The 13,971-nt window shown below is 36.8% G+C and carries 13 protein-coding genes; 4 read left to right on the top strand and 9 right to left on the bottom strand.

Annotation, left to right across the window (positions count from 1 at the left end; all coding sequences use genetic code 11):
• Positions 1 to 97 precede the first annotated feature (97 nt).
• Entirely contained in the window at positions 98 to 925 is an 828-nt protein-coding gene (locus tag H9655_RS16160; protein WP_191815883.1) for a UTP--glucose-1-phosphate uridylyltransferase, read from the top strand.
• Positions 926 to 1,238: 313 nt separating this feature from the next.
• Here the strand turns inward: H9655_RS16160 and H9655_RS16155 are convergent, their stop codons facing one another.
• Positions 1,239 to 2,324, bottom strand: coding sequence for a CotH kinase family protein (locus H9655_RS16155; RefSeq protein WP_191815881.1), 1,086 nt, complete (start codon positions 2,322 to 2,324; stop codon positions 1,239 to 1,241).
• Positions 2,325 to 2,480: 156 nt separating this feature from the next.
• Between H9655_RS16155 and H9655_RS16150 the strand changes: the two genes are divergently transcribed.
• The gene (locus tag H9655_RS16150) at positions 2,481 to 2,690 is read left to right on the top strand and encodes a hypothetical protein (protein ID WP_191815879.1); all 210 of its coding nucleotides are present in this window, start codon (positions 2,481 to 2,483) and stop codon (positions 2,688 to 2,690) included.
• Positions 2,691 to 2,838: 148 nt separating this feature from the next.
• On the opposite strand, the gene rlmD is transcribed toward H9655_RS16150, so the two are convergent.
• From rlmD to H9655_RS16120, 6 genes are all read right to left on the bottom strand, one after another.
• Entirely contained in the window at positions 2,839 to 4,236 is a 1,398-nt protein-coding gene (gene rlmD / locus H9655_RS16145) for a 23S rRNA (uracil(1939)-C(5))-methyltransferase RlmD (RefSeq protein ID WP_191815877.1), read from the bottom strand.
• A 17-nt stretch (positions 4,237 to 4,253) separates the two neighbouring features.
• On the bottom strand, positions 4,254 to 5,117 hold the full coding sequence (locus H9655_RS16140; RefSeq protein ID WP_191815875.1) for a DNA-3-methyladenine glycosylase family protein: 864 nt from the start codon (positions 5,115 to 5,117) through the stop codon (positions 4,254 to 4,256).
• Between the two features lie 175 nt (positions 5,118 to 5,292).
• Entirely contained in the window at positions 5,293 to 6,207 is a 915-nt protein-coding gene (locus tag H9655_RS16135; protein WP_191815873.1) for a hypothetical protein, read from the bottom strand.
• An 81-nt stretch (positions 6,208 to 6,288) separates the two neighbouring features.
• On the bottom strand, positions 6,289 to 7,083 hold the full coding sequence (gene pdaA / locus H9655_RS16130) for a delta-lactam-biosynthetic de-N-acetylase (RefSeq protein ID WP_191815871.1): 795 nt from the start codon (positions 7,081 to 7,083) through the stop codon (positions 6,289 to 6,291).
• 116 nt (positions 7,084 to 7,199) lie between these two features.
• The gene (locus H9655_RS16125; protein WP_318245498.1) at positions 7,200 to 8,750 is read right to left on the bottom strand and encodes a fumarate hydratase; all 1,551 of its coding nucleotides are present in this window, start codon (positions 8,748 to 8,750) and stop codon (positions 7,200 to 7,202) included.
• 168 nt (positions 8,751 to 8,918) lie between these two features.
• Positions 8,919 to 9,101 carry an SE1561 family protein gene (locus tag H9655_RS16120; RefSeq protein WP_191815870.1) on the bottom strand — a complete coding sequence of 61 codons (183 nt, stop codon included), beginning with the start codon at positions 9,099 to 9,101 and terminating at the stop codon, positions 8,919 to 8,921.
• A 144-nt stretch (positions 9,102 to 9,245) separates the two neighbouring features.
• On the opposite strand from H9655_RS16120, the gene yfkAB reads away from it, so the two are divergent.
• A complete protein-coding gene (gene yfkAB / locus H9655_RS16115) occupies positions 9,246 to 10,373 on the top strand; it encodes a radical SAM/CxCxxxxC motif protein YfkAB (protein WP_191815868.1) in 1,128 nt (375 codons plus the stop codon).
• 35 nt (positions 10,374 to 10,408) lie between these two features.
• Here the strand turns inward: yfkAB and H9655_RS16110 are convergent, their stop codons facing one another.
• Entirely contained in the window at positions 10,409 to 11,218 is an 810-nt protein-coding gene (locus H9655_RS16110) for a YfkD famly protein (RefSeq protein WP_191815866.1), read from the bottom strand.
• A gap of 348 nt (positions 11,219 to 11,566) precedes the next feature.
• Positions 11,567 to 12,625, bottom strand: coding sequence for a calcium/proton exchanger (gene cax, locus H9655_RS16105; RefSeq protein ID WP_191815864.1), 1,059 nt, complete (start codon positions 12,623 to 12,625; stop codon positions 11,567 to 11,569).
• A gap of 159 nt (positions 12,626 to 12,784) precedes the next feature.
• Between cax and H9655_RS16100 the strand changes: the two genes are divergently transcribed.
• The gene (locus H9655_RS16100) at positions 12,785 to 13,963 is read left to right on the top strand and encodes an MFS transporter (protein ID WP_404826107.1); all 1,179 of its coding nucleotides are present in this window, start codon (positions 12,785 to 12,787) and stop codon (positions 13,961 to 13,963) included.
• Positions 13,964 to 13,971 lie beyond the last annotated feature (8 nt).

The following is a 13,971-nucleotide window of genomic DNA, read 5'->3' as shown; positions in this document are numbered from 1 at the left end:
ACAAAAACTAGATGGTTATGTACCTTTTCTTATTGGACAAATTACCAAGTAAAATATATTAGATTAATATATAGAAAGTGAAGAGGAGAGGTTTAAGATGAAGACAATAAAAAAAGCAATTATTCCTGCTGCAGGTTTCGGTACGAGAAATTTGCCAATAACAAAGGTGCTTCCCAAAGAAATGTTTCCGATTGCAGGTAAACCAGCCATACAATATATTATTGAAGAAGCGATAGAATCAGGAATTGAGGAAATCTTAATCGTGGTATCCCGTAACAAAAATATGATTTTAGATTATTTTGATCGATCTCTAGAATATGAAGCCTTTTTAGAAAAAACAGGAAAGCAGCATTTATTGAAAAAAATTGTAGGACCTGCTATTTCTATTCAATATGTCCGTCAACCCTTTGCAGATGGACTAGGTGCTGCAATACTTTTAGGTAAAAGATTTGCGAATAAAGATCCTTTTGCTGTTCTTCTTCCTGATGATATATTTTTACAAAGTGGGCAACCCGCTTTACGAGAGCTTTTAGACGTATACGAAAATTATCAATCTACTGTAATTGCGCTTGAAAAATTGCACGAAGAGTTATTAAAAAACTACGGGGTAGTGAAAGGAATTAATTTGAAAGATAATACTTATGAAATTTCTGATATTGTAGAGAAACCCCGCTCCACTCCGCCATCTAACTTAGCCGTAAGTGGGAGATACATTTTTGAACCATCTATTTTTTCATATTTAGAAAAAGGTGAGAAAGGAGTTGGAGGTGAAGTTCAACTAACCGATGCAATACAAAAATTATTAAAGTTAGAAAAGTGTTACGGTGTGGAAGTATCTGCAAAACGCTATGACATCGGTACGGATAAAGGATATTTCAAACTTATTCAAAAATTAATGACCCATTCTGAAAAAGAGGATGAATAGTCATCGGTTAAATCACTTGAATTATCCTGTCATTACATGCACATTCATTATTAGAGTAAGACACAACGAATGCATTTTAACGATTTATGGAGATTCCGCAGCCTGATCTCAGCCGTGTTTTGTTTAACAAACTAGTCCAATAAAAATTAAACTTGAAAGCGATTCAAGAGGATTTATCTAGGGCTGCCTTCAAATTCAGCACCATCGACGAGGCATACTCGTATGCTGTCGAATCCCCGTCCATAGGGACCTTTCATACTCTGTTTCCCCCCCTTTGCACACCAATATGACTCCCATCTAAAATACTGAGAGTCTATACCAGATCATTAAGTTGATTTCTAAGATAATGATTGCGTTGTAAAATAAATTGCAGGATAAATGCTGGCTCTTTATCAAATAATTCTATGGCATCCTTTTTATATGGATCTAATGCTATATAGGGACGTAATAGATTATAAAGATTAGTAATTCTTGGTTCAAATTCCGAAACGGTAAAATAATTCTCTAATATTTCTTCTAAAAGTATGCGGTATTGAACACGGAATTCCTTTACATCAAGAAGTCTTGCAGTGAGTGTATTAAAACCTTCAATAGGTACTCGGTTAAACTTCATAACCCGTCCATTCCAATCTCTGCCAAATGTTGCATCGAAATCCCAAGGGATCATTTCATACAATCCTGTCTCACCATTTCGATAAAGTGCATAATTTTGAATAAAAGCATCGTAGTTTTGTGTGCAAATCACACCACACAGCCAAATGAAATATTTTTTGACATCCAAGTACTTTATAATTTCTTTGCCAAATTCATTACGTGGTATCGTATTAATTTTTATTATTAGCTTTTCTAAATCAAAATCATCCTCGCTATCCCCTAATTTACGAAAATACCCTGCAATCAGGGAAGATTTGGGCTCTCCTTTCGTAGTTAATAAAGAAAAATTAGTTTGATGATTGGTTGCATAATAAATAGGTCCATTTGAAAGTTGTCTTTTTTGTAAAAACAGATCATCGACAGATTCAAGCTGTAAGTAAACTCCTGAAGGTCTTCCATTAACCTCAATGAAAACATGCCTGCAATCAGGGGAAAGGCTCCCAATTTGCTTAAAAAAATCAAAAGATAGCTTATTTCGAATAAGAGAAGGATCGCAATACTCTGCATTGAAGTGAACTTCACGTCCGAAAAATTCTTCATTATATGTGCCAAAATCAATTTTGTAAGATTTTTTTCTTAATTTCCGCGTATGATTTCCTCGATAAGTAATACCGATATCGAATGGATGATTGTTTATAACTAATTTGGCAGGAATTAATTCCTCATGCCAAATATTTTTTTCCAAAAATTCTATTAGTTCCGGTTGCGCAGAAATACTTAAAGTAGGTATCGTATTCTTCTGCATCTTATATCATCGCCTCCCTCACTTTACTCATTATCATATGAAAAAAATAAGGCAAATGATTATTAATTAATTGGAAGTTTAGAACCAATAAAAAATTTCTTCATAAAATAAACTACCTTAAATATTAAGGATTATTATTGGAAGGTGGTTTTATAGATGGGGAAAGACGACGTAAAAAAACTCCTTAAGGAGGCAAAAGACGCTGGAAATGAGGAATTCCTAAGTAAAAATCCAGGTTCAAAAGGTAAAGATAATCGTCCTGGCTCTGGTTCTGGCTCCGGTTCAGGTTCTGGCTCTGGTTCTGGTTCTGGCTCTGGTTCTGGTTCTGGCTCTGGTTCTGGTTCTAGCTCTGGCTCTCGTAAATAACCATTAGACCCCACAGTTTGATAAAGTATTTAAATAGTAATAAGTTAATATAGGGTCGCTACAAACTAAAAAAGCAAGAAGTTGATGTGGTCATTCTGACGTAGTTAAAACGCGATGAATCACATCAATTCCTTGCCCAAACACCTTGTTAAATCAAGGTTAATAAGGCGACACACTCCACGTGCGCCGTTTGCGGAAACATGTCTACCGGCTGTATGCTTTTCACTTTATATTGACGGTGGAGAAAATCGATGTCTTTTGCTAGTGTAGATGGGTTACAAGACACGTAAACCAATTTTTTCGGTTTGACTTGTTGAATCGTTTTTAATAATGCTTGATCTAAACCTGTTCTTGGGGGATCGACAACGATAACATCTGGACGAAAGCCTTCTTTCACCCATTTAGGTAACCATTCTTCTGCCTTACCCGTTACATATTTAGCATGTTTCACTCCATGTTTAGCTGCATTTCTTTTTGCATCTGCAATTGATTCCTTAATGATATCCATTCCTCGTATTTCTTTTGCTTGATCTGCCAACCATAATCCAATTGTTCCTACTCCGCAGTACGCATCAACAATCGTTTCTTTACCAGTTAAATTGGCTGCTTTTTTGACTTCATTATACAATTTGACGGTTTGCTCAGGATTGAGTTGGAAGAAAGTACGTGCAGATAATTCAAATTGGATATCCCCTAACATTTCATATATAAACGTTTCACCCGCAAGTGGTATAGTTTCATCTCCAAAAATGAGAGATGTTTTTTGGCCATTGACATTTTGGATAATCGAACGTATATTGGGGATCCGCTTGGTAGCTTCTTCTACTATGAGTGAAGATTTTGGGAGCTCTTTTTGTCTTGTAATGAGCACAACTTGTACTTCCCCGGTCTTCACGCCTACTCTTGTCACAATTGTCCGGATATCACCTTTACGCGTGCGTTCATTATACGCACTAATGTTTAAATCTTGAAGAATACGTTTCATCGTATTCGTTACAGATATCGTTTCTGGCTTCTGTACGATGCATTCATCAATATCAATTAGCTGATGCGAATTCATACTATATAACCCGGCAATCACTTCACCTTGCTTCATCCCTACTTGGAATTGGCTTTTATTCCGGTATCTCCAAGGATCCTCCATTCCGATTGTTTGTTTTATATGAATGGTGCTTGGATCTATTTTGGTATGTCTCTCCAGTGATTGAATAATCATATCCCTTTTTTCTATTAACTGACGATCATAACGAAGATGTTGTAACTGGCATCCGCCGCACTCACCGAATAACGGACATGGTGCCTCTACTCGGTAAGGAGAAGATTTCCTGATTTTTTTTATCTTTGCTTCTGAAAATTTAGGCTGAACATTTGTAACCTCTACGACAACCTCTTCATCAGGCAGAGCACCAGGAACAAAGACAACTTTCTTTTTAAAATATCCGACGCCCTCCCCGTTAATCCCTAACCTTTTGATTGTTAAAGGAAACCGTTGCTTAAGTTTTAACTGAACGGCAGTTTCTTTTTTACGATTCGTTTGTTTATTCAAAAATAATCACTCCACAGTTATTCGATACTACGCCATAAATAGTAGGTGGCGTAACTTAAATAAGGCGTCCAGTCTTTTGCATATAATTCCATTTGTTCGTAGGAAGGTTTCTTGTCCAATTGATAAAGCTGTTTTAACGCATTTTGCAAGCCAATATCTGCCATTGGATAAAGATTCTCTCGACCTAAACCAAACATCAAAAAATTCTGCACTGTCCATGGACCTATGCCTTTTAATTTAATCAGTTTATCATGAATTTCACGATCTGACAGTTCTTTTAGTTGCAATAATGATAATTGCTTTTCTGCCAACTCTTTAGCAATGCCAATAACATACTCCGATTTCCTCCCACTGAATTGTAATGCTCTTAAATCTTCAATGGTTAAATCAGCTACTGTTGCAGGATCAGGATAAAACCAAACACCATCTATCTCATACCCAAACTTTTGCACAAACCTCATTGTAAGCGTATAAGCAAATTTCATATTCAATTGTTGATGAACAATACATTTGAGGAGCGAACCAAATAAATCAAAATCTAACACAAAAGGTGTTCCATAATGAGCAAGAAAAACATGGCGTAAATCCGTTTTTAGAAAATGTTGATGAACACCTGCTAAAGGAATATTCCAACGAAAAATCTCAGTTAATCTAACCAACGCTTCTTCATTAGTTGCTTCATTTAATCCTGTAATATGAAATTTTGGTTTGTTCGTTGTACCCAAACCTGTAATCGTAACGACGATGGATTCATTATGTAGCTTAAGAGGTACCTTTAACATTCTCCTTTCCCGATTAACCCATAGAAGTGGGTCACTTGATAAGCGACTTAAAACAGCATCAAAATTATATGGACCAGCTATTTCTTTTATTATCTCCATTCTCCGTTCATCCTTCACTGTTTTGTCTTGTATTATACTAAGTACCTTTTTCGAGCCTGTTAACAACTGTCCTCTACCAAGACGAATACTTGTTCTTATACGTAATTATAACAAGAATTTTACATTTATTTAATGGGGATTTTTACTTCTTATACTGTATCTATATTTATGTTGCTTAAAAATTTTGATGGAACTTTGTTGGCTTTGTTTTTCTCTTTTTTATGGCTAATAGCTCCGGGGCGATTTCTGTTTGCTTTGTTTTTCTCTTTTGCATGGCTAATAAAACCAGGGCGATTTCTGTTTGCTTTGTTTTTCTCTTTTGCATGGCAAATAGATCCGGAGCGTTCTCTGTTTGCTTCGTTTCTCCCTTTTGCATGGCTAATAAAACCAAGGCACTCTCTGTTTGCTTTGTTTCTCCCTTTTTCATCGCTAATAGATCCAGGGCGCTCTCTGTTTGCTTCGTTTCTCCCTTTTGCATGGCTAATAGATCCAGGGCGCTCTCTGTTTGCTTCGTTTCTCCCTTTTGCATGGCTAATAAAACCAGGGCGTTCCCTGTTTGCTTCGTTTTTCTCTTTTGCATGGCAAATAGATCCGGAGCGTTCTCTGTTTGCTTCGTTTCTCCCTTTTGCATGGCTAATAGATCCGGGGCGCTCTCTGTTTGCTTCGTTTCTCCCTTTTGCATGGCTAATAGCTCCAAGGCACTCTCTGTTTGCTTTGTTTCTACCTTTTTCATCGCTAATAGATCCAGGGCGCTCTCTGTTTGCTTCGTTTCTCCCTTTTGCATGGCTAATAGGTCCAGGGCTATTTCTGTTTGCTTTGTTTCTCCATTTTTCATCGCTAATAAAACCAGGGCTATTTCTGTTTGCTTCGTTTTTCTCTTTTGCATGGCAAATAGATCCGGAGCGCTCTCTGTTTGCTTTGTTTCTCCCTTTTGCATGGCTAATAAAACCAAGGCATTCTCTGTTTGCTTCGTTTCTCCCTTTTGCATGGCTAATAAAATCAAAGCACTCTCTGTTTGCTTCGTTCCTCTCTCTTGCATGGCTAATAAAACCAAGGCGTTCCCTGTTTGCTTCGTTTCTCCCTTTTGCATGGCTTATACTCCAAAGCACGCTATATTTGCTATTACAAATCGAAAACACCTACAATTAGACTTCATTGTAGGTGTTGACTGTTAATATAAGTAAGGGCTATCCAATGTTTGGCTCCACATGAGATCATCTAATGATTTGAATTCATATCCTCGTTTTTTCAAGTCCACAATTGCTTGTTGCAATGCGTCTGCATTATCTTTGGATACTGTGTGTAATAATAATATACTTCCTGGATGAATCTGCTTCATAATGTTGTCATAGGAGTATTTCCATCCTTTTTGTTGATCTGTTTTCCAATCAACAAACGCTAGAGACCAAAAGATATGCGTATAGCCTAATTCGTTTGCGTAAGCCAATCCTTGTTCGTTAAAGATGCCACGAGGTGGCCTTAAATAGGACATATTTTTCACACCTGTTAACTTTTCAGTCTCCGCTCTTACTTTTTCTAATTCTTGTTTATATTTATCGCGACTGATCCTTGTCATATCTGGATGTGTCCAAGAATGGTTTCCAATAATATGCCCTTCTTTTGCCATCCTTTTTACTAAATCTGGAGCCGTGCGTATATAATGACCCGTAATGAAGAATGTCGCCGGAACTCGTTCTTCTTTAAGCACATCAAGAATTTGATCCGTATAACCATTTTCATACCCATTATCAAAAGTAAGATAAATCTCTTTTTTAGTCGGATCTCCCTTATAGACAGATTGATGCTTTAAAAGAAGATTATCAAGCATTTTTCCCGCTTCTGCCGGTGATTCATTCTGTGCTTTTTTAATTCCCCAATGGATAGGAGCTTGGCTGAATTCGCTTGCTGAGACAGGGATTGAGCAGATAAACAGAAAAGTACTTACTAATATCATCAATTTTTTCATCGCGCTTCTCCTTTTTTTCTTATTGTTTGCTAACAACAATAAATTACGAGCGCTAAAAGTTTCCAAGTCACATAAAAAAAGAGACACCACGCAATGCGGGTGTCTGAGGAAAGAAGTTAAAATACACGTTCTTTAAATTTCGATAGCTTCTCTAATGAGGATTTGTCTACATCTCTATGAAGACTATTTCCATGAGAATCCATTGTAACCACTGCTGTGAAGCCTTCTACGCGCAGGTGCCACATTGCTTCTGGAATACCGAAGTTCATTAAATCTACACCTTCTACTTCTTTAATGCAATCAGCATAATATTGCGCTGCTCCACCAATTGCGTTTAAGTATACGCCACCGTGCTCTTCTAGCGCCTTTAATGTTTTCGGTCCCATACCGCCTTTTCCAATCACGGCGCGAATACCGAATTTTTTCATGATATCCCCTTGGTAAGGTTCTTCACGAATACTTGTCGTTGGGCCTGCTGCTTTTACATGCCATTTCTCTTGGTCATCTTTCATCATTACTGGTCCACAATGATAAATAACTTGTCCATTTAAATCTACAGGGGCATCGTTTTCCATTAAATGATGGTGGATCGCGTCACGACCTGTATACATTCGACCATTGATTTGGACAACATCGCCAACTTTAAGTTCACGGATTTGTTCTTCTGTAATTGGTGCTTGAAGCGTTACCACTTTTGTTTCCTGTTCAGCTTCTGTTGTTGCAGCTGTTTCTTGTGCCGCTTCGTCAGCAAAATTAATTTTTTCACCATCTTGGTAATGCCATTCGTTAATTTCACCTGTGTCAGGATTTACTTTTACTCCAAGTCTACGATACGCCCAACAGTTATAGGCTACAGATACGAAAAAGCTAGCAGGAATACGATTCATCACACCAACTTTACATCCTAATAAAGTTGTTTCTCCGCCGAATCCCATTGTCCCAATGCCAAGCTCGTTCGCATTTTCAAGAATATATTCTTCAAGTTTTCTTAAATCTTCATTGGGGTTTACATCATCTACAGAACGGAATAGTTGTTCCTTTGCTAAGTCATAGCCAGATGAACGATCTCCTCCGATACCTACGCCTATGAATCCCGCACTGCACCCTTGTCCTTGTGCTTGATAAACCGAATGCATAATACATTTACGTATACCATCTAAATCACGTCCAGCTCTACCTAAACCATCAAGTTCTGCAGGCAAGCTATATTGAATATTTTTATTTTCACAACCGCCGCCTTTAAGAATTAAGCGAACGTCTATATAATCTTCTTCCCACTGATCAAATTTAATGACTGGGGTTCCGCCACCTAAATTATCTCCACTATTCGCACCTGTTAAGGAATCAACAGAGTTCGGTCTCAATTTACTATCTTTTGTAGCCTCTGCAATCGCATTTTTAATGGCTTCTTTCAATTTAAGTTGATTGACGCCAACTGGTGTTTTAATCTTAAATGTCGGTAAACCTGTATCTTGACAGATTGGTGATACGTTATCATCTGCCATAGAGATATTATTTGTAATGGTTGCCAAACTCATCGCTGATCTCGTACCAGCACTTTCTCTTTCTTTTGCTGCCTTAATTGCCCGACGAACATCCTTCGGTAAATTTGTCGATGTTTCTACAATTAAGTCGTACATACTTTTTTGGAATTGCTCCATATTCATTTCTCAAAGTTCCCCTTTCCCTTTGCGAACGATCCATTTCTTTTGCGAAAAATTAGAAATCATTTTCGTATACCATTATATACTCATTCTTTAGTCAAGAAAAGACCAACAGTAGAAACAAAAAAATGGTGAAACCCAATTTTCTTTCCTGGGCTTCACCACTTCTTTTTAATCTCTATGATTAAATTCCCTCACCTTGGATTCAAGGTCGTCAATCATTTCGATGAGGCGATCAACATCCTCTAACTCAGTGTTTTCAGGTTCTATCGCATCTAATACGTCCATAAACATATGAAGACGTTGCTTTAAGAAAGCAACTTGATTCTCTTTATCAGTAATTGACTTGCCCACTGTATTCGCTCCTTTCTCTACACAACTTTAATCCTACATGAAATGCAATAGAGCTGCAATAAAGCTTTATTTTTCTTTAAAGGTTGACAGAAGCTTACGTTAGATGAATAATGACTACAGATTTACTTAAAGGAGTTTTTTTGAATGATATCTCAAACATTACCAATTTCACCAAGTTATGACCCTTGGGAAGCTTATATGGATATCGATGATTATGGAAAATTAACCTTATCCAATATTGAATTTACAACTACAGTCCTTTGCAATATGCGTTGTGAGCATTGTGCTGTTGGTTATACGCTGCAACCAAAAGATCCTGATGGACTTCCAGTTGATTTATTAATCAAACGTTTAGAGGAAATCCCCCACTTGCGTTCACTCTCCATAACGGGAGGCGAACCGATGCTTTCGAAGAAGTCAGTGAATAACTATGTGATTCCTCTTTTTAAGTATGCTCATGAACGCGGCATTCGAACACAAATTAATTCTAACCTCACATTAGATAGAGGTAAGTATGATAGCATTATCCCTTATTTAGATGTTTTACATATTTCTCATAACTGGGGTACAGAAGAAGAATTTATTGAGGGCGGTTTTGCTATGATGGAAAGAAAACCATCTATACAGCAACGACAGGCACTCTTTGATCGTATGATAGAGAATAGTAAAGAACTCGTACAAGCTGGTGTAATGGTCTCTGCTGAGACAATGTTAAATAAAAGAACATTACCGTATTTAGAGAAAATCCATAAGCAAATAACGGAAGAAATGCATTGTCAACGTCATGAAGTTCACCCAATGTACCCTTCAGATTTTGCATCTACTCTTGAAACGTTATCATTAAAAGAAATGCGCCAAGCAATCCATCATCTATTGGATATTCGTGACCACGATACTTGGATGCTTTTTGGCACATTGCCGTTTTATCCATGCAGTAATAATGAAGAAGATTTAGCTTTATTGCAACGTCTTCATAATGAGCAGAATGTCACTGTCAGAAATGACCCTGATGGACGTTCGAGACTAAATGTCAACATTTTTACTGGTGATGTGATTGTAACGGACTTTGGTGATACGCCTGCATTAGGGAATATACAAACTGACTCCCTTCCATCTGTTTTCGATAAGTGGATGGATACGAAGCTTGCTAAGTCTTTAAATTGCCATTGTAGTGAAGCAAGATGCTTAGGGCCAAATGTGTTAGTAAAAGACAGCTATTACCCTGAAATCGATTTTCAAACTAAAAAAGCAAATATATCAGTTAAGAAATAGAAAAGTGCGCCAATAGGAATGGCGCACTTTTCTATTTATCGAGGTCGTTCCGAAACAATAAATCCAAATGAGACATGATCCTGTATTGGGATCCATGCACCAATGCCTTGAGAAGTTATATTTTTCACGACTAAGGTTTTTTTGTTTCCTTTCAACATTATATACACTTCACCATAAGTGACTTTTCCTTTTTCATTTATAGCAGGTGCGTATGCATATAGGTAGCCAAGGCGATTGATCGCAACATGATATTTATGATCTTTTTTCGTTCCTGCTCCTACAATCGTTTCAAAGGATAAAGGTAATCCACTTTTTTCTGTCGCCTTCAACAACATCATCTTTTTTACATCTTGCGAATGTGGAACCTTGGAAGTAAGTCCACCTTTCACAATCTTTTGCATTTCTTGAACATAATTCATTTGAAAAACCGCATCTCCCCCGCGATTATCAAAATAGTTCGTATTTATCTTTTGAAACTCCCAATTAGGAGATGTTTCTTGTGATTGATAATTGAGAGGCCATTGACCTAAATAAACTATCGCACGGTAACCGATGGCAAAAGGTGTACTATTTACTGTTGTTTCATTTAACATACGTATTAATTCAGGGTTGTCTATCTTTACTCTTGATGTCTCCATTAATTCTTGCGTTAATTCACTCGGCTGTAATGTTGGTAAATCTTGAGCTGGATTTGGATACGTATTATCCTTTTCAACATTTAATACAGAACTTGGTATTTCTATCGTTGCCTCTTTTGTCTCTATTTTTCCTTCAGCAGATGTCGCTGATTGAAAGGATATTACCCCAATGGTCATCACTACTAAAGCATATAGCCATTTCTTCATTTTTCTTACTCCTTTCAAACTTCATATGCATTAGTTTTTTCGTATGATGTGAATATTATCCATAAAGGAAAATAAAAAAGTAACACTTTTGTAATATTTAGAATATTTACAAAAGTTATTATATATTTTATACTATGTATACACTCACTCGAAAGGGGGGCAGCTTCATTACGATTCGCTTTATTTATGAACAAACACCATAAAGGAGTGGTTAATGAATTCAAGCGAATGAATACTAGCAGTCCTCGATTAAATACTTAATGAGTTTAAACAAAATGCAAGCGTTTCCTTTTTTGTTCAAAATATTTCAAAACGACTCCTGCTAACCTCGGAGTCGTTTTTTTATTATTAGAGTAAATAAAATCCTATGCCGATAATGAAATAAGCTGCTAGAAGGGTGCCACCCTCAAACCAATTGGACTCACCATCGTTGGAGATCACAACCATAAGAAAAACAGCTGATACCATCGTGATTAATTCTGGTACTGTAAATACGAGCGGCATAGATACAGGGAAAAATAGTGAGATAAGGACAAGTATGGGCGCGACAAACATAGCTACTTGTAAAGTAGAACCAACGGCAATCTCTACGGCAATATCCATTTTATTTTTTGCTGCCATAATAATGGCGGAAGCATGCTCTGCGGCATTCCCTACAATTGCAACGATAATGACGCCGATAAACAATTCCGACCACCCAAAAGTCTCCCCTACTTCTTCAAATGTGTGGACTAGATTTTCAGAAATATAGGCTACAGCTAATGTAGCAAGGGCTAATACTAGTATTGATTTTCCTTTGCTCCATTCTGGTACCTCCTCCACTCTCTCTTTTCTATCTTCATCCCCGTTATTATACACCCCTCTATGTGTAACTAATTTAAAGAATAATGCAGCTAAATATAAAGCCATCAGGATGATGCTAATTCCAATACTAAAGATCATCGTTTTTTCTTCATTCATTGACATTGAAAATATCTCTGGAATAACGAAAGCAACAATGACTGCAAAAATAAGCAAGCCTGCATTATGCCGGGCATCATGGATATTGAAGCTTTGCCTCTTAAACTTTATACCACCGATAAAAAAGGAAAGACCCGCTACTAATAATAAGTTACCTAGTACACTTCCTGTTAACGATGCCAAAACAACACCAATTAATCCCTCTTTTAATGCAAAAATCGCAATAATTAATTCAACCGCATTGCCGAAGGTCGCATTTAATAACCCACCTATTCTAGGACCAGCAATAATACTTAAACTTTCCGTCGATCGCCCCATAAAACTAGCTAAGGCAATAATAGAAACACAATAAATAATAAACATCAATGTACTGGACCAATGTAGGAGGCTTCCTATAATGGATAACGGTACACCAATAAATACGAGTATAGCAAAAACCTTATTCATCCCATCCTCCTCCAAAAAAATCGCTTTACTTTTCTTAAGATAAACATTTTTATGGATTGTTATGAAAAGATTATGATTATTCTCTTGTCAATTTCTTCTTCCACATATAATATCTATTGTGGTAGAAGATTTATTATTTTCAATTATTGGAGCTATTTTATGGACAAAAAACTAAGAGTAAGGTTTTGGATATTAGTATTCATTGTTGCGATATCAGGGTTTAGTCAAGGGATGCTATTACCGCTAATCGCTATCATTTTTGAAGGTGATGGTGTATCTTCAAGTTTAAATGGCTTAAATGCAGCAGGTTTGTATATTGGTATTTTACTTATTTCTCCTTTCATGGAGTATCCGCTAAGAAAATATGGTTATAAACCAGTCATTATTATCGGGGGACTTCTTGTAGCTACTTCCCTCTTATTATTTCCATTATGGAAAAGTTTTTGGTTTTGGTTTATTTTAAGATTATTGATTGGAATTGGCGACCACGCCCTCCATTTTTCAACGCAAACTTGGATTACGTCATTTTCTCCTGAACGTAATAGGGGGAGAAATATTTCAATCTATGGATTATTCTTTGGTATAGGGTTTGCTGTCGGACCACTTATGACACCTTTCGTTCATATAAGCGAATCTCTTCCATTTATAATTTCTTCTCTCTTTTGTTTTATTGCTTGGGGGTTTGTGTTCTTTCTCGATAATGAGCAACCACAGCAAACCATTGCTGTTCAATCACTAAAAAGTACTTTCCATCGCTTTTACGATGTATCTACTTATGCTTGGATTGCCTTTATTCCACCATTTAGTTACGGGTTCTTAGAATCGTCAATAAATGGTAGCTTTCCCGTTTATGCCGTGCGCATGGGAATTGAAGTCTCATCGGTTTCGTTATTGCTTACTTCATTTGCAGTGGGAGCAATTATTTTTCAGTTGCCTTTAGGGATGTTAAGTGATCGCTTTGGGAGAAGAAATATTTTAATGATTATTTTATTGAGTGGTTTTATTCTTTTCTCTTCTGCTGCGATATTCGAACAGAATGTAAACATACTTATGTTGCTACTGTTTTTAGCAGGTATGGCAGTTGGAAGTACTTTTTCATTGGGGATTAGTTATATGACAGATCTCACCCCCACTCAGCTTTTACCTACTGGGAATCTTCTTTGTGGTGTTGCCTTTAGCTTAGGAAGTCTTATTGGACCATACATAGGTGGTTTATTTATTCAATATACTCAATCACTTAGCTTTTTTGCTGTTATTAGTGTGATGATGCTCATCAATTTTACGATTATTGCTTATTTTGGTCGTCATAAGATGAGTAAGCCTTCCATTCACAGTTAATTTTTGCT

The sequence above is a fragment of the Cytobacillus stercorigallinarum genome, assembly GCF_014836495.1.
Lineage (GTDB): Bacteria > Bacillota > Bacilli > Bacillales > Cytobacillaceae > Cytobacillus > Cytobacillus stercorigallinarum.
The sequence above is the reverse complement of the archived record's forward strand: the minus strand, read 5'-3'. Positions and strand labels throughout refer to the sequence as shown.